This window comes from uncultured Actinobacillus sp. (assembly GCF_945915845.1).
GTDB lineage: Bacteria > Pseudomonadota > Gammaproteobacteria > Enterobacterales > Pasteurellaceae > Exercitatus.
The window spans coordinates 39,136-59,761 of the sequence record NZ_CAMEFX010000007.1 but is presented as its reverse complement, the minus strand read 5'-3'; the positions used below and the strand labels follow the sequence as shown (position 1 = coordinate 59,761).

At 40.9% G+C, this 20,626-nt stretch carries 24 protein-coding genes and 1 other RNA gene; 11 read left to right on the top strand and 14 right to left on the bottom strand.

Annotated elements, in window-relative coordinates; all coding sequences use genetic code 11:
* Positions 1–135: 135 nt before the first annotated feature.
* Genes tatC through tatA form a run of 3 tightly spaced genes read right to left on the bottom strand, consistent with a single transcriptional unit; the run spans position 136 to position 1,690 of the window.
* Positions 136–903, bottom strand: coding sequence for a twin-arginine translocase subunit TatC (gene tatC / locus Q0O89_RS03550; protein WP_273383890.1), 768 nt, complete (start codon positions 901–903; stop codon positions 136–138).
* Positions 900–1,481, bottom strand: coding sequence for a Sec-independent protein translocase protein TatB (gene tatB / locus Q0O89_RS03545; protein WP_293730338.1), 582 nt, complete (start codon positions 1,479–1,481; stop codon positions 900–902). The genes tatC and tatB overlap by 4 nt, the downstream gene beginning before the upstream one ends.
* A gap of 23 nt (positions 1,482–1,504) precedes the next feature.
* A complete protein-coding gene (tatA, locus tag Q0O89_RS03540; RefSeq protein ID WP_293730337.1) occupies positions 1,505–1,690 on the bottom strand; it encodes a twin-arginine translocase TatA/TatE family subunit in 186 nt (61 codons plus the stop codon).
* Between the two features lie 189 nt (positions 1,691–1,879).
* On the opposite strand from tatA, the gene Q0O89_RS03535 reads away from it, so the two are divergent.
* Together Q0O89_RS03535 and groL are read left to right on the top strand one after the other, a co-directional pair.
* Positions 1,880–2,170, top strand: coding sequence for a co-chaperone GroES (locus Q0O89_RS03535; protein ID WP_293730336.1), 291 nt, complete (start codon positions 1,880–1,882; stop codon positions 2,168–2,170).
* Positions 2,171–2,245: 75 nt separating this feature from the next.
* Positions 2,246–3,889 (top strand): chaperonin GroEL, encoded by a 1,644-nt coding sequence (groL, locus tag Q0O89_RS03530; RefSeq protein WP_293730335.1) that lies wholly within the window; start codon positions 2,246–2,248, stop codon positions 3,887–3,889.
* A 104-nt stretch (positions 3,890–3,993) separates the two neighbouring features.
* On the opposite strand, the gene pepP is transcribed toward groL, so the two are convergent.
* On the bottom strand, positions 3,994–5,319 hold the full coding sequence (pepP, locus tag Q0O89_RS03525) for a Xaa-Pro aminopeptidase (RefSeq protein ID WP_293730334.1): 1,326 nt from the start codon (positions 5,317–5,319) through the stop codon (positions 3,994–3,996).
* Positions 5,320–5,328: 9 nt separating this feature from the next.
* On the bottom strand, positions 5,329–5,874 hold the full coding sequence (locus Q0O89_RS03520) for a YecA family protein (RefSeq protein WP_293730333.1): 546 nt from the start codon (positions 5,872–5,874) through the stop codon (positions 5,329–5,331).
* A gap of 104 nt (positions 5,875–5,978) precedes the next feature.
* Between Q0O89_RS03520 and zapA the strand changes: the two genes are divergently transcribed.
* From zapA to Q0O89_RS03505, 3 genes are all read left to right on the top strand, one after another.
* Entirely contained in the window at positions 5,979–6,296 is a 318-nt protein-coding gene (gene zapA, locus Q0O89_RS03515) for a cell division protein ZapA (RefSeq protein WP_135709338.1), read from the top strand.
* Positions 6,297–6,362: 66 nt separating this feature from the next.
* A non-coding RNA gene (ssrS, locus tag Q0O89_RS03510) (6S RNA) lies at positions 6,363–6,546 on the top strand.
* 15 nt (positions 6,547–6,561) lie between these two features.
* On the top strand, positions 6,562–7,134 hold the full coding sequence (locus Q0O89_RS03505) for a 5-formyltetrahydrofolate cyclo-ligase (RefSeq protein WP_293730332.1): 573 nt from the start codon (positions 6,562–6,564) through the stop codon (positions 7,132–7,134).
* A gap of 49 nt (positions 7,135–7,183) precedes the next feature.
* Here the strand turns inward: Q0O89_RS03505 and ispC are convergent, their stop codons facing one another.
* The 3 genes from ispC to pyrH all read right to left on the bottom strand — a co-directional run bounded on the left by ispC (position 7,184) and on the right by pyrH (position 9,802).
* Positions 7,184–8,371 (bottom strand): 1-deoxy-D-xylulose-5-phosphate reductoisomerase, encoded by a 1,188-nt coding sequence (gene ispC, locus Q0O89_RS03500; RefSeq protein ID WP_293730331.1) that lies wholly within the window; start codon positions 8,369–8,371, stop codon positions 7,184–7,186.
* 109 nt (positions 8,372–8,480) lie between these two features.
* Entirely contained in the window at positions 8,481–9,038 is a 558-nt protein-coding gene (gene frr, locus Q0O89_RS03495; RefSeq protein WP_293730329.1) for a ribosome recycling factor, read from the bottom strand.
* A gap of 50 nt (positions 9,039–9,088) precedes the next feature.
* Positions 9,089–9,802 (bottom strand): UMP kinase, encoded by a 714-nt coding sequence (gene pyrH / locus Q0O89_RS03490; protein ID WP_293730328.1) that lies wholly within the window; start codon positions 9,800–9,802, stop codon positions 9,089–9,091.
* 166 nt (positions 9,803–9,968) lie between these two features.
* Between pyrH and Q0O89_RS03485 the strand changes: the two genes are divergently transcribed.
* From Q0O89_RS03485 to menC, 6 genes are all read left to right on the top strand, one after another.
* The gene (locus Q0O89_RS03485) at positions 9,969–11,540 is read left to right on the top strand and encodes a phosphoethanolamine transferase (protein ID WP_293730350.1); all 1,572 of its coding nucleotides are present in this window, start codon (positions 9,969–9,971) and stop codon (positions 11,538–11,540) included.
* On the top strand, positions 11,537–12,265 hold the full coding sequence (gene menH, locus Q0O89_RS03480) for a 2-succinyl-6-hydroxy-2,4-cyclohexadiene-1-carboxylate synthase (protein ID WP_293730349.1): 729 nt from the start codon (positions 11,537–11,539) through the stop codon (positions 12,263–12,265). Before Q0O89_RS03485 ends, menH begins: the two co-directional genes overlap by 4 nt.
* An 89-nt stretch (positions 12,266–12,354) precedes the next feature.
* Entirely contained in the window at positions 12,355–13,212 is an 858-nt protein-coding gene (menB, locus tag Q0O89_RS03475; protein WP_135709344.1) for a 1,4-dihydroxy-2-naphthoyl-CoA synthase, read from the top strand.
* Between the two features lie 57 nt (positions 13,213–13,269).
* Positions 13,270–13,689 (top strand): HI0074 family nucleotidyltransferase substrate-binding subunit, encoded by a 420-nt coding sequence (locus Q0O89_RS03470; RefSeq protein WP_273314579.1) that lies wholly within the window; start codon positions 13,270–13,272, stop codon positions 13,687–13,689.
* Positions 13,671–13,985: a nucleotidyltransferase domain-containing protein gene (locus tag Q0O89_RS03465; RefSeq protein ID WP_293730327.1), complete on the top strand. Its 315-nt coding sequence runs from the start codon at positions 13,671–13,673 to the stop codon at positions 13,983–13,985. The genes Q0O89_RS03470 and Q0O89_RS03465 overlap by 19 nt, the downstream gene beginning before the upstream one ends.
* 2 nt (positions 13,986–13,987) lie before the next feature.
* Positions 13,988–14,974 (top strand): o-succinylbenzoate synthase, encoded by a 987-nt coding sequence (menC, locus tag Q0O89_RS03460; protein ID WP_293730326.1) that lies wholly within the window; start codon positions 13,988–13,990, stop codon positions 14,972–14,974.
* A 61-nt stretch (positions 14,975–15,035) separates the two neighbouring features.
* Here the strand turns inward: menC and fis are convergent, their stop codons facing one another.
* From fis to accC, 6 genes are all read right to left on the bottom strand, one after another.
* A complete protein-coding gene (fis, locus tag Q0O89_RS03455; protein WP_135709348.1) occupies positions 15,036–15,338 on the bottom strand; it encodes a DNA-binding transcriptional regulator Fis in 303 nt (100 codons plus the stop codon).
* Positions 15,331–16,314 (bottom strand): tRNA dihydrouridine synthase DusB, encoded by a 984-nt coding sequence (dusB, locus tag Q0O89_RS03450; protein WP_273398341.1) that lies wholly within the window; start codon positions 16,312–16,314, stop codon positions 15,331–15,333. The genes fis and dusB overlap by 8 nt, the downstream gene beginning before the upstream one ends.
* A gap of 170 nt (positions 16,315–16,484) precedes the next feature.
* A complete protein-coding gene (gene prmA, locus Q0O89_RS03445; protein WP_293730325.1) occupies positions 16,485–17,366 on the bottom strand; it encodes a 50S ribosomal protein L11 methyltransferase in 882 nt (293 codons plus the stop codon).
* Positions 17,367–17,416: 50 nt separating this feature from the next.
* Positions 17,417–18,901 carry a sodium/pantothenate symporter gene (gene panF, locus Q0O89_RS03440; protein ID WP_135709351.1) on the bottom strand — a complete coding sequence of 495 codons (1,485 nt, stop codon included), beginning with the start codon at positions 18,899–18,901 and terminating at the stop codon, positions 17,417–17,419.
* Positions 18,898–19,191: a DUF997 family protein gene (locus Q0O89_RS03435; RefSeq protein ID WP_293730324.1), complete on the bottom strand. Its 294-nt coding sequence runs from the start codon at positions 19,189–19,191 to the stop codon at positions 18,898–18,900. The genes panF and Q0O89_RS03435 overlap by 4 nt, the downstream gene beginning before the upstream one ends.
* Positions 19,192–19,267: 76 nt before the next feature.
* On the bottom strand, positions 19,268–20,611 hold the full coding sequence (gene accC, locus Q0O89_RS03430; protein WP_273314567.1) for an acetyl-CoA carboxylase biotin carboxylase subunit: 1,344 nt from the start codon (positions 20,609–20,611) through the stop codon (positions 19,268–19,270).
* Positions 20,612–20,626: the final 15 nt, after the last annotated feature.

The window sequence follows — 20,626 nt, the reverse complement described above, 5'->3', positions numbered from 1 at the left end:
TAATCTGAGCCGCTCTGCGGCTCTTTCTTTCAGCCCCGGCAGGGGCTGGGCTTTACGAACCTAGCACGGCTCGTGCCAGGTTATTTTTAAAGATGAACTTCGTCAGTAATCTAATTTAAATTTATATCAAAACGCTTATTTTTCTACCGCACTTTCATCGGAATTCACGTTATTATTCTCATCTTTAGGCGCATAAAATTTCGCACAAATTACCCCTAATTCAAATAACAAACACATTGGTAGGGCAAGTAAGGTTTGAGAAAAAATATCTGGCGGTGTCAGCAACATCCCAATCACAAAAGCCGCTACAATAATATAAGGGCGTTTTTCTCGTAAACTTTCAGGTGAAGTAATGCCCGCCCAACAGAGCAAAATAATTGCTACAGGCACTTCAAAACACACCCCAAAGGCGATAAATAAGGTTAATACAAAATCAAGATAGCTACTAATATCCGTTGCCATCGTTACACCATCCGGTGATGTGCTGGAAAGGAAGCTAAATACCAAAGGGAAAACAATGTAATAAGCAAAAGCAACACCGACATAAAATAATACCGTACTTGAAATTAACAACGGATAAACTAACCGTTTTTCATGTTGATACAACGCCGGCGCAACAAATGCCCATACCTGATACAACAAAAATGGCACAGATAAAAATACGGAGGCTAAAATCGTTAATTTGATCGGTGTAAAAAAAGGGGAAACCACATTGGTGGCAATCATCGTTGCGCCCTTAGGCATGGCATCAAGCAAAGGGGTTGCAATCAAATGATAAATATCATTGGCGAAATACACCAAAGATAAAAAAACAACCATGATACAAATTACGCAGCGCAGTAAACGGTTACGTAATTCAAGAAGATGACTAATTAAAGGTTGAGATTCGTCAACACTACTCATGTATTTTTCTCAGGCGTTGGGGTTGCAACAGTCGGCTGCACATCATCCGTAGGGTGATACTGATCCATATATTTTGCCAACTGTTCATCTAAAGAAATTTCAGCTTGTTCAGCCTGTTCTGCCGGGGTTAGCTCGGTATCAAGTGCGGTGGTATTTTCCGCTGTTTTTTCTGCTGTGAAATTTACCGCACTTTGATCATCTTTGTGTTGTTCTACTTCAGCAAAATTGGCTTCGCGCACATCTTTAATATGTTCTTCAAGGGACTTATTGGCCGCATTGGCTTGCTGTTCAAGATCCGCTCTCATTTTATCCGCAGATTGCTTTAATTCTTCTACGGTTTGTGCTAATTCCGGGGATAAAGATTTTAAATTTAAATGCTCGGCTTTTTTAATACTTTCCTGCAATTCCTGTAATTTAAGCTCTTGCGCCAGTTCATTTTGTACATTTGCAGCTAAACCACGAATAGTGCGAACCCATTTCATCACAGTACGAATTGCCACAGGCATACGTTGTGGGCCTAATACCACCAAGCCCACAATAAAAATCAGGACTAATTCAGAAAAACCGATATCAAACACGCTTATTACCTTATTTTTAAGCCTTATTCTTTATCGTTTTTTTCCACAGATTTCACGTCTGTTTCTTTTGGCTCGTCAGCCATCGCTTTTTTAAAACCTTTTACTGATTCGCCTAGATCAGCACCTAAGGTACGAAGTTTTTTTGTTCCGAATAATAACACCACGATAGCTACAATAATCAGAAGTTGCCAAATGCTAATACCGCCCATAATGTTTCCTTTTTATAAAATAAATATGAATAAAGATGGTCGGAAATATACTCTTTTTACGCTTAACAAACAATAGCCCGGTAGGATTATTTTTATCAAAAAATTTTTTATATTGTCCCTTGAAACCCTGAAAATCATACCTATATAAGCAAAGCAATAAACAATTTTATTATGTTAAGGAGTAATAATATGGCAATTCGTCCATTACATGATCGCGTTCTACTTAAACGTGAAGAAGTTGAAACATTATCTGCCGGCGGTATCGTATTAACCGGTTCTGCCGCAACAAAATCAACACGCGCCAAAGTAATTGCTGTAGGTAAAGGTCGTATTTTAGAAAACGGCACCGTTCAACCTTTAGATGTGAAAGTGGGCGATACCGTGATTTTCAATGATGGTTATGGTGTGAAAACCGAAAAAATTGATGGTGAAGAAGTGTTAATCGTTTCTGAAAACGATATTTTGGCTATCGTAGAATAATAAAGCGCGGTCAATTTTGACCAAAATTTTTGTAGGGGCAAATCGCATTTGCCCGATTAATAAAGGAAAATAAAAATGGCAGCAAAAGACGTAAAATTTGGTAATGATGCTCGCGTAAAAATGTTAGCAGGTGTGAATATTTTAGCCGATGCAGTAAAAGTAACCCTTGGTCCTAAAGGTCGTAACGTAATTTTAGATAAAGCCTTTGGTGCACCAACTATCACGAAAGATGGCGTGTCTGTCGCACGTGAAATCGAATTAGCGGATAAATTCGAGAATATGGGCGCGCAAATGGTGAAAGAAGTGGCATCTAAAGCTAATGATGCGGCTGGTGATGGTACAACCACAGCCACAGTGCTTGCACAAGCTATCGTAAACGAAGGCTTAAAAGCCGTTGCAGCAGGTATGAACCCAATGGATTTAAAACGTGGTATTGATAAAGCGGTTGCAGCTGTGGTAGCTGAATTAAAAGCACTTTCAAAACCATGTGAAACTTCAAAAGAGATTGAACAAGTAGGAACTATCTCTGCAAACTCTGATAGTATTGTTGGACAATTAATTGCTCAAGCGATGGAAAAAGTGGGCAAAGAAGGGGTTATTACCGTTGAAGATGGTACCGGTTTAGAAGATGAATTAGATGTGGTTGAGGGGATGCAATTTGACCGTGGTTATTTGTCTCCTTACTTCATCAACAAACCTGAAACCGCAACTGTTGAGTTGGACAACCCATTTATTTTATTAGTGGATAAAAAAATCTCTAACATTCGCGAACTTCTTCCGGTATTAGAAGGCGTGGCAAAAGCAGGTAAACCACTTTTAATTATTGCAGAAGATGTAGAAGGCGAAGCATTAGCAACATTAGTAGTAAATACGATGCGTGGTATCGTGAAAGTGGCGGCAGTGAAAGCACCAGGTTTTGGTGATCGCCGTAAAGCGATGTTGCAAGACATTGCAATTTTAACTGCAGGTACGGTGATTTCTGAAGAAATCGGTATGGAACTTGAAAAAGCGACTTTAGAAGATTTAGGTCAAGCGAAACGTGTTGTCATCAACAAAGATAACACCACCATTATTGACGGTATTGGCGATGAAGCACAAATCAAAGGTCGTGTAGCACAAATTCGTCAACAAATCGAAGAATCAACGTCTGATTACGACAAAGAAAAACTTCAAGAACGCGTGGCGAAATTAGCCGGCGGTGTGGCGGTAATCAAAGTAGGTGCAGCGACTGAAGTTGAAATGAAAGAGAAAAAAGATCGTGTTGATGACGCATTGCACGCGACTCGCGCAGCGGTGGAGGAAGGTATCGTTGCCGGTGGTGGTGTGGCATTAGTACGTGCTGCAGGCAAAGTGGCTGCAACCTTAAAAGGCGACAATGAAGATCAAAATGTGGGTATCAAACTTGCCTTACGTGCAATGGAAGCACCACTTCGCCAAATCGTAACGAATGCGGGTGAAGAAGCATCAGTAGTCGCAAGTGCGGTGAAAAATGGCGAAGGAAACTTCGGTTATAACGCGGGTACTGAAACTTACGGCGATATGATCGAAATGGGTATTTTGGATCCGACCAAAGTAACACGTTCTGCATTGCAATTTGCAGCATCAATTGCAGGTTTAATGATTACTACAGAATGTATGGTAACTGACTTGCCAAAAGATGACAAAGCTGATTTAGGTGCCGGAATGGGCGGTATGGGTGGAATGGGCGGCATGATGTAATCCGTCTCTACTCATCGGGGCAGGTATCAAAACCTGCCCCAAACAACATAAAGCGCGATCAAAATTTTTGTTTTTTTGACCGCGCTTTTGCTTGAGCTTTATCGCTATCTCTCCGCCATTAACCGCTCAATATCCTCAATTTCTTTTGGTACCGCGCAAGTTAAGTTTTTGTTACCGTATTCCGTAATCAAAATATTATCTTCAATACGCACACCAATCCCCTTATATTGCTCTGGCACATTGGATTTCGGCGAAATATAAAGCCCGGGTTCAACGGTTAATACCATCCCCACTTCCAAAGTGCGGTCGCGTTTTTTCGAGTTTCGGTCGCCGTTTTCTGTGGCATTAGAATAACTGCCCACATCATGCACATCCAAACCTAACCAATGCCCTAATCCGTGCATATAAAATTCACGATGCGCATTATTCGCGATCAACTCGTCCACATCCCCCTGCAAGATCCCTAAACGCACCAAACCTTCCACTTTAATGCGCACCACTTCATCATTGGCTTGTTGAATATTATTGCCCACCACCAACAATTCCAAGGCACGTTTTTGCGCTGCCAATACGATTTCATAAATTTCCCGTTGTGGCTGACTAAATTTTCCGTTCACGGGAAAGGTTCGCGTAATATCGCCGGCATACATGGCAAATTCACAGCCCGCATCAATGAGCACTAAATCGCCGTCTTTTAAGGGTTGATCATTTTCGGTGTAATGTAAAATACAGGCATTTTCTCCCCCTGCAACAATGCTGTTGTAAGAAGGGTAACGTGCACCAAATCGGTTGAATTCATGTAAAATTTCACTTTCAATTTCATATTCAAAACGATTTGGACGCGTTTCACGCATCGCTCGAATATGCCCTAACGCACTAATTTGCCCTGCTTGTTGCATTAACCGTATTTCATTTGGGGATTTAAACAACCGCATTTCGTCTAAGTGCGGTCGTAAATTCATGCGTTTTGCACTAGGCGGTAACAACGCCAACATTAAGGTATCATTATGCTCACGCAAATCTTGCAAATGATAAATCTGTTCAACATTTGCCAATAACGCAGGCAGTTCGTCTTTCAGTGTTTCAATTGAAAAGGCATAATCCACATTGAGCGTAGCCGGCGCATTTTCTACGCCCAAACGCCGTCCGTTCCACGTTTCCATTTCAGGATCATTGGGACGCAAAAAAAGTGCGGTCTGGTTTTGCCCGTTTTGGCGGGTTAAAACCAGCACAGAATCAGGTTCATTAAACCCCGTTAAATACCAAAAATAACTGTCTTGACGAAATGGATAAGCGGTGTCATTTGAACGTGTTTGTTCGCTTGCCGAGAAAATAATGGCGGCAAAATTATCGCCTAAACGCTCAAATAACGTTGTACGCCGTTCTATAAATTCTTGCTTTGGCAAGGCTGCCATATAAGCCAAATCCATCACAAACTCCTAGTGAATTGTCGGTTTTTCGGTATCGGTTTGCGGTTTAAAATGAGCATAAAATAACGCCGCGATGGTACGCACATATTCAATGATTTCTTCCAGTGCTTCCGCTAATTCTTCTTGATTATCATCTTCATCATAACCTAACTGACAAATATCATTTAAGTCATCTAATGCTTCACCGATTTCGCCTTTTTCTTTGTCCAATTTAGGTTGATTTAAGCCTAAACCCAGTAAGAAATGATTTGTCCATTCGCATAATGCGTCCGCTTGCACAAATACATTATCATCTTCAGGTAACAATAATTCAAAATTAAAGCCATCAATATCCGATAAAGTGCGGTCAATATCTTGATAGATTTGGGTAATATCAGCAAGTAATGCCATTGGATAAGCATGATTGTCGTTGGTCATTTGATACAACAATGTTTGCCAGCTTTGATCTCGCACACCGCCACAAATTAAACCGGTTAAAAAGCCATGTAATTCTGCCGCAGTGAGTTCAATTTGCGCGCTTTTTAATTGTTGTTGAAGTGTTGAATATTCAGTCATTTACTCTTCCTTTCTGTTAAGTTATCCGCATTCTATCAGATTCTCTATGACGAAAATATTTCTCTGTGGCATAATAGCCAAAAATTTTTAGAATGGTAAAAGTTATGGCAATGATTGAGCTGAATTTTTTAGGGCAAATTGTGCGTTTAAATGTGCCTGAAGAACAACACGACAGTTTGCGTGAAGCGGCACGTATTTTGGATCAACGCGTCATGGAAATGAAAGATCGGATGCAAACGGTGCAAGTTGAACGCGCATTAAATATTGTGGCATTAAATCTCAGTTTTGAATTATTACAAGAAAGAAGCAAAATTACGGAAACGGAAAAAGTGTTACAGAATCAAATTCAGCAATTAAGTGCGTCTTTGGAAAAAATTATTGCATGTTCAACAAATCAGCAAACAACCTATGAAATTCAATAAAATTTGATAAAAATCACGTTTTGACACTGTTCAAATTCGCTAATTTCAGTTAGTATTTAACGCAAAGATTACCTGAGATGTTCGCCAAAGGGTTACGTCCCTGAGCCGATATTTACATACTTAGAGTTGGCTTCTCAGCTGTCGGTGTGCAGGCTTAGTTTAACTAAGAAGCCTAATGATAGTTATAGTTAACTCCCTTGAACCATCGGGTTCAAGGACCGACCACCCAAAACGGCATCTCGGGGCTCTTCCCTAACAATTTCCTATGAAAAAATCAATTTCTGAGCTACGCGCTCAACTCCGCAATCAAATTCGCCAAACTCGTCAGCTTTTAACCGCACTTGAACAAGCTCAAGCGGAAAAAATTGTAACGCAAAAAGCCTTAGATCTCATTGCACAACGTCAAGCGCAAAATATCGCTATTTATTTATCCTTTGATGGTGAAATTTCCACTCAATTACTGATTGAACAACTGTGGGAAAAAGGAAAAAATGTCTATTTGCCCATTCTTCATCCATTTTGTAAAGGGCATTTGTTATTTATTCATTACACACCGCAAACTCCATTAATCCCTAATAAATTTGGTATTCTTGAACCGCAGTTAAATGTTCAACACATTCTACCGTTAGAAAAATTAGAGATTATTTTTACCCCTTTAGTTGCCTTTGATAAACCAGGTAATCGTCTCGGCATGGGGGGCGGGTTCTATGATCGCACTTTACAAGATTGGCGTTCAAAAAATTTCATTCCTGTTGGGCTGGCACATCAATGCCAACAAGTGGAAACCTTGCCTATTGAAAGTTGGGATATACCGCTATTTGATATTTTGGTGGGTTGATTAGATTTGGGGCATTTATTGCCCCATTTCATAATAAAATTTGAAGGGATTAGATAAACGCTTTCGCCAATTCACGCGCCTGACCATCGACTTCAAGCACATCGTCAACGCAATCAATAGCTTGCGGTTGTATCGCTTCAACTACTTTGCTATTCACTTTGGCAATATCCGTAAACTTAATCTGACCATTTAAGAAGGCGTCTACCGCAATTTCGTTCGCCGCATTCATTGCCGTTGTCGCATACTGCCCTGCGGCAAAGGCATCCATGGCCAATTTAAGATTAGGGTAACGATTAAAATCCGGTTCTAAAAATGTCAGCCCATTTAACATATAAAAATCCAAGGGTTCAACCCCGGCAAAAGTGCGGTTTGGATAAGCCATGGTTTCTGCAATTGGCATGCGCATATCAGGGTTGCCCATCTGTGCAATCACGGAACCATCCACATAACGCACCATAGAATGAATAATAGATTGCGGGTGAATAATCACTTCCATTTCATCTGCACCGGCATTAAACAACCAACGTGCTTCAATATATTCCAACCCCTTATTCATCATGGTTGCACTATCTACAGAGATTTTCTTACCCATTGACCAATTCGGATGCGCTACCGCCTGTGCCGGCGTAATACCATCAAATTCGCTTAAATCCGTATAACGGAAAGGCCCGCCAGATCCCGTCAACACAATCTTCGAAATACCCAAATCCTTTAACGGACAAAAGCCGATTTTTTGTTGTGCTTCGGGCGGCAAAGACTGGAAAATCGCATTATGCTCACTATCCACCGGCAATAATTGCGCACCGTATTTTTGCACGGCATCAATAAAAAGTTGCCCACAAGTTACCAAACTTTCTTTATTTGCCAACAACACACGCTTACCCGCTTTCACTGCGGAAAGGGTTGGCAACAAACCTGCCGCACCCACAATTGCCGCCATCACCTGATCGGCTTGTTCGTGTGCCGCCAATTCACAAATGGCTTTTTGCCCGCTCAACACTTGAGTTTTGCTACCAAGTGCGGTCAATTTTTCCCGCAAATTTTTTGCCGCACTTTCATCATCTAAGGCGGCAAAGGTAGGTTGAAACTTCATACATTGTTCAACCATCAAATCCACATTTCGCCCACCAACTAAAGCAAAAGCATGATATTTCTCAGGATTATGTTCAACAACAGACAGCGTGCTTGTACCGATTGATCCGGTTGAACCAAGAATGACTAAATTTTGTTTTTTCATCGAAAAGCCCGAAGTGATTTAGGGGGAAACCCACTACGCTCATATAAAAAAACGCAGAAAAATCTGCGTTCTATATTGGTGGGGGCATTACCCCACCCTATAAGTTAAATTAGAAATCCATTAACTCTTTTTCTTTATCCGCTAACACTTCATCTACTTTTTTGATAAATGTATCGGTAATTTTTTGGATTTCTTCTTCTGCTTTGTGCTGTTCGTTTTCGCTGATTTCTTTATCTTTTAATAACGCTTTAATTTTATCATTGGCGTCACGGCGCACATTACGAATAGCCACTTTACCTTGCTCACCTTCGCCTTTCACTAATTTAATAAGATCTTTACGACGTTCTTCTGTTAATGGCGGCAATGGTACGCGAATTGTTGTACCTGCTGAAGAAGGGTTTAAACCTAAATCTGAGGTTAAAATCGCTTTTTCTACCGCACTAATTAAAGAACGGTCGAAAACGCTTACCGCTAATGTACGAGCATCTTCCGCTACAACATTTGCTAATTGACGTAATGGCGTTGCTGCACCGTAATATTCCACTTGAATACCATCTAAAAGAGAAGGTTGTGCACGACCTGTACGGATTTTTGAAATGTGACCTTTAAGTGCTTCAAGGCTCTTTTCCATACGCTCTTGCGTATCTTTTTTAATTTCGTTGATCATTGTTTTTCCTTGTTATTAAATGTTTTTAAGGTTATGCGATAAAATGCTTATTAAGAAATAATCGTGCCTTCAGTTAATCCTGTCACCACTTCACGTAATGCCCCTGGTTTGCCCATATTAAACACACGAATCGGCATACCGTGGTCGCGCGCTAACGTAAATGCGGCTAAATCCATAACTTGTAATTCTTTTTCGATCACATCTGCGTAGCTTAACGTATTAAATAATTTCGCTTCAGGATTTTTGGCAGGATCACAATCATAAACGCCATCAACTTTTGTCGCTTTTAATACGACATCCGCTTCAATTTCAATACCTCGTAAACAAGCAGCAGAATCCGTTGTAAAGAATGGGCTACCCGTACCACCTGAGAAAATCACGACACGTTTTTCACGTAGCATTTTGATCGCTTCAGACCAGTTATAAGTATCACAAATACCGTTTAATTGGAACGCGGACATCAATTTCGCATTGACATCGGCACGATGCAACGCATCACGCATGGCCAAACCGTTCATCACGGTAGCAAGCATCCCCATATGGTCACCAACAACACGGTTCATACCGGCTTTTGCTAATTTGGCACCACGGAATAAATTACCACCGCCTAATACCACACCGACTTCAACGCCCATCGATAATAGTTCTTTAATCTCAAGTGCCATTCTGTCCAAAATAGAAGGATCAATACCAAAACCTTCAGCACCCTGTAAGGCTTCGCCACTTAATTTTAGAAGAATACGATTATAAATTGGTTTGCTCATTTTCTTGCTCCCACGAGGATTGAACACAAAATTCTCGCTATTATAAAATAATCTCCAATAACAACCAATAGAATGCAGCATAAAAATTCGGTAAAATTGCACCACACTTTCGACAATAGGGTCTGTTTATCTTTTAACATAAGGAAAAATCGTGTTTGCCAAATTGATAAATAAATTATTTTCCCACGCAACAACCAAACATGTTATTGCAACAATTTTATCCCTCATTTTAGTGATTTTTGCCAGCCGATTAATGATTATCGGTTCTGGATTTGATGCTCATCCAAGTATCAACGCCGTATTATTTATGGCGATTTTATTGGTGATGCTCAATGCCTCTAAAAAAATCTTTTGGTGGATTGTTTTTCCTTTCGTGTTCGTACATGCACTTTACGCTCCCGTTGGACTCACGTTTGGTGCACCTTCCTATCAGTATATTGCATCCATATTTGCAACAGATCTTCTTGAGAGTAAAGAATTTTTTTCTCAACTCCCATTACTCAACTTCTTATACCCAATCGGTATTTTATTTTGTATTTGGCAATTCCGCTCGCTCACGCAAAAATTTCATGTTCATTTTTACAAAAATAAAATCTTCCTCGCTATAGTGACCCTCTTTCTACTTTGGAATGCCGGTCCACTAAAATTTATTACAGAAACCTATACCGCAACGGTAAAAGTACAAGATGAATTAGCACGATTAAATGAATTAGCGATTGAAAGCCAATGGGGAAATTCAACGCTTTCTAACGCAAAATATGATGATTATGTATTGATCATCGGCGAAAGTGCGAGAAAAGATTATCATCATGCATATGGCTACCCTGTAGAAAATACTCCCTTTATGTCAAATGCCAAGGGGATATTAATCGATGGATTGACCGCAGGTGGCACAAACACTATTGCTTCCCTAAAATTGATGCTCACCAAACCGGATACCAAAATTTGGGAAGGCAATTATGCATTAAATTTCATTGACTTAATAAAATCAGCGGGCATAACAACGATTTGGATTTCAAATCAAGGTTATTTAGGGCAATTTGATACGCCAATTTCAGCAATTGCTAACCAAAGCGATGAAAAGATTTTTTTAAAATCGGGCGACAGCTTAAACGCCAATACGAGTGATTTTGCGTTACTCCCTAAATTGACCCAAGTACTCGAACAACCGGCACAAGGTAAACGTTTTATTGTGCTACATTTATACGGATCACACCCTATTACTTGTGACCGTTTAAGCGATTACGGAAAACTTTATAGCGATTACGATATTGATGAAAAATATTACAACGTCAACTGTTACGCGTCTTCAATGAAGAAAACTGATGAAGTGATTAAAGGCGTATATGATGAATTAGTTAAAAACAACGAAAAATCACACCGCACTTTTTCGATGATTTACTTTTCCGATCACGGGTTAGCACAACACGAAACGGAAACCAGCGTCGATATTCACAATAGCACGGGCAAAAGTAAACGTCATTTTGATATTCCATTATTTAAAATTTCCAGTGACGATACCGAACGCCACGTCTATAAAGTGTTTAAATCCGGCTTAAACTTTACAGATGGCATAGCAAAATGGATAGGCATTCAAAATGCCAAACTCAATGAGGAGGCGGATTTATTTAGCAATGCACCGGATAAAGATGACTATGGGTTAAAAGCACAAATCGATAAAATAGAGGCACCAGATGATCCGGCTATTGTCATTCCATTAAAGAAAAAGGCGCAATAATGAAACTCGTTTTTTTGCACGGATTGCTTGGTGATAAGGATGATTGGCAAAACGTCATCCAAAACTGTCCGCACGTTGACTGTATTTCATTGGATTTACCTTTTCACGGCAACGCAAAAAATATTGCCGTAAAAGACTTTGAGGATTGTGCAGATTATTTATCATCCCAACTCCAAAATGCGGTGAAAAATGAAGCTTATTTTTTAGTGGGTTACTCGCTCGGTGGGCGAATTGCTTTGTATTATGCGTTGCAAGCGCAATGTAAAAAAGGCAATCTTCAAGGTTTAATTTTAGAAGGCACCAATCTCGGGTTACTAGACAAAACAGAAAAAAACGCCCGTTGGCAAAATGATGAAAAATGGGCAAATCGATTTTGTACTGAAAGTGCTGAGAACGTACTCAATGATTGGTATCAACAACCTGTTTTTGCCCATTTAAACGAACAGGAACGTGCGGCGTTAATTCAAAAACGCGTGGGGAATTGTGGTGAAAATATCGGAAAAATGCTGAGAGCCACATCCCTTGCCAAACAACCCTATTTGGGCGATAAAGTGCGGTCAAGTTTGTTGCCGATTTATTATTTCGTGGGCGAAAAAGATCAAAAATTTCGCCAAATGGCAGCGTTGGAAAAATTAAATACGCGCATTATTCCCAATGCAGGGCACAATGCCCATTTGGAAAATCCCAAGGGTTTTGTGGAAGCGTTGCAAGGAATTTTGGCATAGAGAAATCAATTCTACATTTATGCCCAAACTTCCGTTATAATTACCCCACTTTTTTAATCAGTTAACTTTTACTCAAATAGGAAACTCAAATGTTATATCCAAGTGAAGAATTTTTATACGCCCCGGTTGAATGGGTTGACCATAGCGAAGGCTACACGGATATTCGTTATCACAAATCAACAGACGGTATCGCGAAAATTACCATTAACCGTCCGGAAGTGCGCAACGCATTCCGTCCGCAAACGGTGAAAGAAATGATTCACGCCTTTGCTGATGCACGTTTTGATGAAAAAATTGGCGTCATCGTGTTAACCGGCGAAGGCGAATATGCCTTCTGCGCAGGCGGTGACCAAAAAATTCGCGGCGACTACGGCGGTTATAAAGACGACAGCGGCGTACACCATTTAAACGTTTTAGAATTCCAACGCGATATTCGCACCTGTCCAAAACCTGTAGTAGCAATGGTAGCAGGTTATGCAGTGGGCGGCGGTCACGTGTTACATATGATGTGTGATTTAACCATTGCCGCGGATAACGCGAAATTCGGTCAAACCGGCCCGAAAGTGGGTTCATTTGACGGTGGCTGGGGCGCAAGCTATATGGCGCGTATCGTAGGTCAGAAAAAAGCCCGTGAAATTTGGTTCTTATGCCGTATGTACGATGCACAAGAAGCCTTAAATATGGGCTTAGTCAATACCGTTGTGCCTTATGCTGACTTAGAAAAAGAAACCGTGCGTTGGTGTCGTGAAATGTTACAAAACAGCCCAATCGCATTACGTTGCTTAAAAGCGGCATTAAATGCGGACTGTGATGGTCAAGCCGGCTTGCAAGAACTGGCCGGCAACGCCACCATGTTGTTCTATATGACGGAAGAGGGTCAAGAAGGTCGCAACGCGTTCAACGAAAAACGCGAACCTGATTTCAGCAAATTCCGCCGTAATCCTTAATGTTGTCCACAAAGTGCGGTTATTTTTGACCGCACTTTTCTCTTGAAAGGTGGTTATATGGTCGAACAAGATATTCGCTGGAAACAGCGGTTTCAAAACTATAAAAAGGCGTTAAGTTATTTAGTTAAAGATGTTAATTTTTGCCTAGAAAATGACATAGATATCGCAAAGCGTGCTGTGATTAAAGATTTTGAAATGACACATGAATTAGCGTGGAAGTTAATGAAAGATATCTTACTTGAAGCTGGTCACATCGATATTTTAGGTTCTCGCATTGCGACTCGTATAGCCTTTAACCAAGGTTTAATTACTGATGGTGAAACTTGGGGTGAGATGATCAAAACTCGAAATATCACGGTGCACACTTATGATGATAGTATATTTAATACTGAATTCGATAAAATTGCCCACCAATATTTACCATTGCTTTTAATATTCCAACAACGAGTTGAAAACCTATGGCAGACTTTGGATTAAGCGAAAAATCAATTGCATTAATTCACGAAATCTTAAAAAAATACCCTGAAGTTGAGCAAGCGATTATTTATGGTTCAAGAGCAAAAGGGAATTATCGAGAAGGTTCAGATATTGATTTAACACTCAAAGGTGAGCGGCTCACAAGTTCAATCTTATCATCTATTTGGCTAGATTTAGATGAATCTTACTCGCCTTATCTTTTTGATTTATCTATTTATTCTCAACTTACAAACCCAGATTTCATTGCTCATATTGATCGTGTAGGCAAAATTTTTTACCAAAAGGAAAGCTCTTAATTATGCGTGAATATCATCTTTACCGTTATTCCATTCCCGTTGACAGCCAATTAATTTTGCGCAACCGTTTTTTAAAACGCCGCGAAGGTTTGTTGGTGCAAATTAAATGTAAGGACAATGAAGGCTGGGGCGAAATTGCGCCGTTGCCTGAATTTAGTGAAGAAACCCTAGACCAAGCGCAAGAACAGGCGATTCAGTGGTTGCAAGATTGGGATAAAGCGCGGTCAGAAAATCAAAAACTTTCTTTTGACGGTTTGTATCCTTCCGTTGCCTTTGGCTTAAGTTGTGCATTGGCTGAGTTAAAAGGTGCATTACAAGCAGACGGCAACTATCAAGTGGCACCGCTTTGCTACGGCGATCCTGACGAGCTTTATGAACCCTTGGAGCAAATGCAAGGGGAAAAAGTGGCAAAAATTAAAGTAGGCATGTATGAAGCAAACCGCGATGGTTTAATTGCGGATATGTTGCTGGAAGCTATTCCTGATTTGCAGTTGCGTTTAGATGCCAACCGCAGTTGGACACCGGCAAAAGCGGCGATGTTTGCCAAATACGTGAAACCCGAACACCGCGCGCGTATTCAATTTTTGGAAGAACCTTGCAAAACACGTGATGAAAGTCGTCAATTTGCCCAAGAAACAGGGATTCATATTGCGTGGGACGAATCGGTACGTGAAGCGGATTTTGCCGTGAAAGCAGAGCCTTACGTAGCTGCCATTGTAATTAAACCAACATTAGTGGGTTCGCTGGAAAAATGCGTGAGTTTGATTGAACAAGCTCATCAACAAGGCTTAAAAGCGGTGATTAGTTCAAGTATTGAAAGTAGCTTTGGTTTAACCCAATTAGCGCGTATTGCCGCTCAATACACCCCCAACGTCACCCCCGGATTGGATACTTTGAATTTAATGGAACATCAGATTGTTCGCCAATGGCAAGGGTCTGAATTACCTGTGATCGATTTAAATCACGAATTTATTACGAAAATTCTTTAAATTTTAGAAAAGCAAAATGCGGTCAAAACGACCGCACTTTTTTCATCAATACAGCTAACAATTAGCCCATACCGTATTTTTTCAATTTTTTGCGTAATGTACCGCGGTTTACGCCAAGCATTAATGCCGCACGAGTTTGGTTACCGCGTGTATATTGCATCACCATATCTAACATTGGATGTTCAACTTCTGCTAACACTAATTCATAAAGCTCTGTGACATCTTGACCATCTAATTGAGAAAGATAGTTGCGTAAAGCCTGTTTTACTGAGTCACGAAGTGGCTTATTGGTTACTTGAGATTGTGAATTTAGCACCGATACCGTTAACGCATCAGCTGCTGGAGTACGTTGTTGTTCAAACATTGTGGTTTCCATTACAAATTAAATTAAAAAAATCTTCCAAGGCAAAAAGTTGCATTTTTGCTTCTGTAATGCTGTTGAAAGTTTGTCTAAAATCGGAATTAGGTTGAATTCCCTGTAAATACCAAGCTACATGCTTACGCGCAATGCGATAACCTTTTTCTGCACCATAAAATTGATGTAATTCTTCAATATGACGCAAAATCACACCGCACTTTTCAGCTAAACTTGGCTCTAAAATGGTCGAGCCTTGTTCAATAAGACCCACCACAGATTGGAAAATCCATGGATTGCCTAATGCGCCACGCCCGATCATAATCGCATCTGCACCTGTGTAATCAAGTACAAATCTGGCTTTTTCAGCCGAAATGATATCTCCATTCGCAATAACCGGAATAGAGACCGCTGCTTTCACAGCTTTGATATTGTCATATTCCGCATCGCCATTATATAGGCACGCTCTCGTACGTCCATGAATTGTCAGCGCCTGAATGCCGCTTTGTTCTGCAATTTTCGCAATTTCAAGGCAATTACGATTATCGCGATCCCAGCCCGTTCTAATTTTTAAAGTAACAGGGACATTAACAGCATTAACCACTGCATCAAGAATTTCAGCGACTAAATCAGGAAATTGCAGCAATGCAGAACCTGCAAGCTTTTTATTTACCTTTTTAGCGGGGCATCCCATATTGATGTCAATAATTTCAGCACCATAATCGACATTAACTTGTGCCGCCTGTGCCATTTCTTGCGGATCAGAGCCCGCAATTTGCACCGCATTGATACCGATATCTTGATGATGAGCCAAGCGTAATTTTGATTTTTCTGTATGCCACACTTGTGGGTTGGTTGACATCATTTCCGAAAACGTAAGTCCCGCACCATAATGCGCACACAGTTTACGAAACGGTTGATCTGTAATGCCAGCCATTGGTGCCAACAAAATGCGATTTTTGAGTTGATACTGACCAATTCGCACGCGTTGTTTACTCCAAGTTCATACAAAAAAATAAACCGAACAGTTCTAAAACCATTCGGCTATCGACACCGATAAGGGCGTGTATAATACGCATTTTTCGGCATTTTGAAAAGGGTAAAAAGTAAACAATTTTTACAAAAATTTACCTTTCTCCCGTTGACATTTCTAAATTAAGCCAATTTGCCTGTAATTCGGCACCATTCTTCGCGTTCCACCACAGGATCAAGCTCAAAGGTTTGCGCATAAGCATCACAAACAGATTGCGCTTGGGTGGCTAAAATACCTGATAATCCTAAATCACCTTGCGCTTTTGGAAGCTGGCTAATGACAGGATAAAGCTCTTTCAGTGGCCCTGCTAAAATATTAGCAACCACCACATCCGCTTTTAAATCCGCAGGTTTATCATCAGACAAAAAGAGCTGTAGGCGATCCGCTACGCCATTGGCTTCCGCATTATTACGGCTCGCCAAAATCGCTTGCGGATCGATGTCAATTCCCACCGCACTTTTTGCCCCCAGTTTTAACGCTGCAATGGCAAGAATGCCCGAGCCGCAACCAAAATCAATTACAGTTTTGCCTTCTAAATCTAAACTGTCTAACCATTCTAAACATAAGGCAGTGGTTGGGTGGGTTCCTGTACCAAATGCCAATCCGGGGTCTAACATCACATTCACCGCATCAGGTTCAGGAATTTCGCGCCAAGTCGGGCAAATCCATAAGCGTTTGCCAAACTTCATTGGGTGGAAATTATCCATCCATTCACGTTCCCAATCTTTATCTTCAATTTGTTCGATTTTATAAGCAAAACCTTGTTCTAATAACTGACTTTCTTGAAGCGCGGTCAAAATCGGGTTCATATCTGTTTCCGCATCAAATAGCGCGATGACATCCGTATTGCCCCACAGGCGCGTTTCCCCCGGTAATGGTTCAAAAATCGGCGTATCTTGGCTATCCATAAATGTCACGGACACCGAGCCAAGTTCTTCTAAAAAATCGCTGATTGCTTCAGCGCGTTCATTTGTGCTGTTTAGGCGAATTTGGATCCAAGCCATTTTGTTTCCTTTTTTGTTTCGTTATATTTTCTCTAAAGAGCCGAATTTTATCATAGATTCTCTTTCGCTTCGCCGAATTTGTTGCCGATGAGAAAAGCAATAAGCCCCCAAACTAATGACGGAACAATTTCGTGAAATTGGCTAAATAATTTGATGCTTTGAATGGCATATTGTAGCGGTTCAACCAAAGTCGTTAAATCTACCGATTTCATTTGCGTTAAGAAAATATAAATTCCCAACCCCACAACCATAGAACTGATCGCGCCATAAGCATTCGCCTTATCCCAATAAATACCCAAAATGATCACCCATAAAAATGCTGCTTCTAAGCCACCAAAAGCAAATAAATTCAGCCAAATAATCATATCAGGTGGGTTAAGTGCGGCGAAAATTAAAAGCACCGTGATAGTTAACGTAATAATGGAAGATAACCAACTAATGCGCTTTTGATTATTCGCGGCTTCGGGTTTCGCGGATAAATAAAGATCTTTAACGAAAATAGCCGATGATTGGATCAGTTGTGCGTCAATCGTGGACATAATAGCGGACATGGGCGCCGCTAAAAAAATCCCTGCCACTAGTGGCGGTAAAACTTGCAACATTAAGCTCGGAATAACTTGGTCGGGAATGGTTAAATTAGGTACAACAGCGCGTCCCAATGCCCCGGCCAAATGCATCCCCAGCATAATGATGCTCAAAATTGCCGTTCCAATGAGCATACCACGATGCAAGGCGCGGCTGTCTTTGAATGCCATACAACGCACCGCGGTATGGGGCAGTCCCACCACACCAAAACACACTAACACCCAAAAGGATGCCATAAATTGGAAGCTTAACATTTCATTCGGGCCGTAAGGACTGACTAAGTGCGGATCAATTTCGGTGAGTTTTGTCACCGCACTTTCAACACCACCCGCCGCATAAATCACCCCGATTAACAGGACGATTGTCCCTAAAATCATCACTGTTCCTTGGATAGTATCCGTTAACACAACGGCACGGAAGCCGCCGATAAAGGTGTAAAGCCCAACGGTTAAGGCAAAAATTAATAAGGCTTGAGTATAGGAAATCCCAATGGTGGTTTCCAGTAAACGTGCGCCGCCAATAAATTGGGTCATCATTGCCGCAAAAAACGCCATTAATAAGGCAAAACCGGCAATCCAAACGAGATATTTATTTTTATAGCGATAAAGTAATAAATCATTGAGTGTTAAGGCATTGGTTTCACGAGACAACAGAGCGAATTTTTTCCCTAACGCGCCCAAAGCTAACCACACCGCCGGTACTTGGATCATAGCAAGCAGTACCCAACCTAAACCATATTTATAGGCTGCCCCGGGGCCACCGATAAAAGAACTGGCACTGGCATAAGTTGATGCGGTCGTCATTGCTAACACAAAGCCTGTCATCGAGCGATTGCCCACATAATATTCTGTTAAGAAATCCCCTTTTGAGCGTTTGACATAGGCATACAATGCCGCGCCAAACACAAAGACAAGGTAAATGACTAACGGAAGAATAATGCCTAAATTCATTGTTTCGTCTCCTTGGCATCTTGCGTTAAAGTGCGGTGTTTTTCCGGGGAATTTTCGATATCTAAATCAATGTCTTGGTAAAAAATTTGAATCACCCAATAAGCAACCACTAAAAATAGCACCGGCAAATAAATACAGGCTAATTCAAACCACAATGGAAATCCCAAAGGGCCCGCACTATTGTCCGGTAAATAAGCGCAAGCTATCCAGCCAAATAGATATAACACAGTTAATCCCAACGCCCATTTGGCTTCAAGGGCGGCTTGTTTATAACGTTGTTTGAGAGTCATTCTTTTATCCTTTCAATATGATGACTAGCGAAAAAGAGCATACAAAAAATGGAGCCTAAGCTCCATTTTATTTACATTATGCCAGACCCAATTTCTTCTCAAGGTAGTGAATATTTGTGCCACCTTTTTGGAAATTTTCATCTTCTAAAATCAGATTATGCAACGGAATATTGGTTTTAATTCCGTTAATAATGGTCTCTGACAACGCGTTTTGCATACGGCGAATTGCGCTTTCGCGGGTGTCACCATAAGAAATCAATTTTGCAATCATTGAATCATAATGTGGTGGCACGGTGTAACCGCCATACACGTGGGAATCCCAACGAATACCTAAACCACCCGGTGCATGCAAGTGTGCAATTTTACCCGGTGATGGTAAGAATGTTTTTGGATCTTCCGCATTAATACGACATTCAATCGCATGGCCTTTCACTTTAATATCTTCTTGTTTGAACGATAATGGAAGCCCTGCTGCAACACGCAATTGTTCTTTAACTAAGTCAATGCCCGTAATCATCTCAGTAACAGGGTGTTCAACCTGAATACGCGTATTCATTTCAATGAAATAGAATTCACCGTTTTCGTATAAGAACTCAAATGTCCCTGCGCCACGATAGCCGATTTCTACGCAAGCTTTCGCACAACGGGAACCGATATCACGGCGAACTTCTTCTGAAATACCCGGTGCCGGCGCTTCTTCTACTACTTTTTGATGGCGGCGTTGCATTGAACAATCACGTTCAGCCAAATACACCGCATTACCGTGAGTATCTGCAATTACTTGAATTTCCACGTGACGTGGGTTTTCCAAGTATTTTTCCATATAAACCATATCGTTATTAAATGCGGCTTTCGCTTCCGCTTTTGTCATCGCAATAGATTCTTCTAAGCTTTCAACATTACGCACAACGCGCATACCGCGACCACCGCCGCCACCTGAAGCTTTGATAATCACAGGGAAACCGATACGTTTTGCGATTTCTTTATTTTTCGCCATATCTGAACCCAATGGACCATCAGAACCCGGTACACAAGGTACGCCTGCTTTTTTCATTGCGTTAATCGCCGAAACTTTATCGCCCATTAAACGAATAACGTCCGCTGTTGGACCAATGAAAGTAAAGCCGGAACGCTCTACTTGTTCAGCAAAATCTGCATTTTCAGACAAGAAACCATAACCGGGGTGAATCGCATCTGCCCCTGTTACTTCTGCTGCTGCAATAATTGCCGGAACATTTAAATAACTTTTTACAGATGGCGCAGGACCGATACATACGGTTTCATCTGCTAATAAAACATGTTTTAAATCACGGTCTGCTGTTGAGTGAACGGCGACTGTTTTAATGCCTAATTCTTTACAAGCGCGCAAAATACGCAACGCGATTTCACCGCGGTTGGCAATAACCACTTTTTCTAACATAAGATTATTCCAATT

Excerpts from the sequence above, each read along its gene's own strand:
- tatA (WP_293730337.1), bottom strand. The coding sequence starts at position 1,690 with ATGGGCGGTATTAGCATTTGGCAACTTCTGATTATTGTAGCTATCGTG.
- prmA (WP_293730325.1), bottom strand. The coding sequence starts at position 17,366 with ATGGCTTGGATCCAAATTCGCCTAAACAGCACAAATGAACGCGCTGAA.
- panF (WP_135709351.1), bottom strand. The coding sequence starts at position 18,901 with ATGAATTTAGGCATTATTCTTCCGTTAGTCATTTACCTTGTCTTTGTG.
- accC (WP_273314567.1), bottom strand. The coding sequence starts at position 20,611 with ATGTTAGAAAAAGTGGTTATTGCCAACCGCGGTGAAATCGCGTTGCGT.
- frr (WP_293730329.1), bottom strand. The coding sequence starts at position 9,038 with ATGATCAACGAAATTAAAAAAGATACGCAAGAGCGTATGGAAAAGAGC.
- Q0O89_RS03535 (WP_293730336.1), top strand. The coding sequence starts at position 1,880 with ATGGCAATTCGTCCATTACATGATCGCGTTCTACTTAAACGTGAAGAA.
- Q0O89_RS03435 (WP_293730324.1), bottom strand. The coding sequence starts at position 19,191 with ATGACTCTCAAACAACGTTATAAACAAGCCGCCCTTGAAGCCAAATGG.
- menB (WP_135709344.1), top strand. The coding sequence starts at position 12,355 with ATGTTATATCCAAGTGAAGAATTTTTATACGCCCCGGTTGAATGGGTT.
- ispC (WP_293730331.1), bottom strand. The coding sequence starts at position 8,371 with ATGAAAAAACAAAATTTAGTCATTCTTGGTTCAACCGGATCAATCGGT.
- tatC (WP_273383890.1), bottom strand. The coding sequence starts at position 903 with ATGAGTAGTGTTGACGAATCTCAACCTTTAATTAGTCATCTTCTTGAA.
- pyrH (WP_293730328.1), bottom strand. The coding sequence starts at position 9,802 with ATGAGCAAACCAATTTATAATCGTATTCTTCTAAAATTAAGTGGCGAA.
- pepP (WP_293730334.1), bottom strand. The coding sequence starts at position 5,319 with ATGGATTTGGCTTATATGGCAGCCTTGCCAAAGCAAGAATTTATAGAA.
- Q0O89_RS03470 (WP_273314579.1), top strand. The coding sequence starts at position 13,270 with ATGGTCGAACAAGATATTCGCTGGAAACAGCGGTTTCAAAACTATAAA.
- fis (WP_135709348.1), bottom strand. The coding sequence starts at position 15,338 with ATGTTTGAACAACAACGTACTCCAGCAGCTGATGCGTTAACGGTATCG.
- Q0O89_RS03520 (WP_293730333.1), bottom strand. The coding sequence starts at position 5,874 with ATGACTGAATATTCAACACTTCAACAACAATTAAAAAGCGCGCAAATT.
- Q0O89_RS03465 (WP_293730327.1), top strand. The coding sequence starts at position 13,671 with ATGGCAGACTTTGGATTAAGCGAAAAATCAATTGCATTAATTCACGAA.
- zapA (WP_135709338.1), top strand. The coding sequence starts at position 5,979 with ATGGCAATGATTGAGCTGAATTTTTTAGGGCAAATTGTGCGTTTAAAT.
- Q0O89_RS03505 (WP_293730332.1), top strand. The coding sequence starts at position 6,562 with ATGAAAAAATCAATTTCTGAGCTACGCGCTCAACTCCGCAATCAAATT.
- menC (WP_293730326.1), top strand. The coding sequence starts at position 13,988 with ATGCGTGAATATCATCTTTACCGTTATTCCATTCCCGTTGACAGCCAA.
- groL (WP_293730335.1), top strand. The coding sequence starts at position 2,246 with ATGGCAGCAAAAGACGTAAAATTTGGTAATGATGCTCGCGTAAAAATG.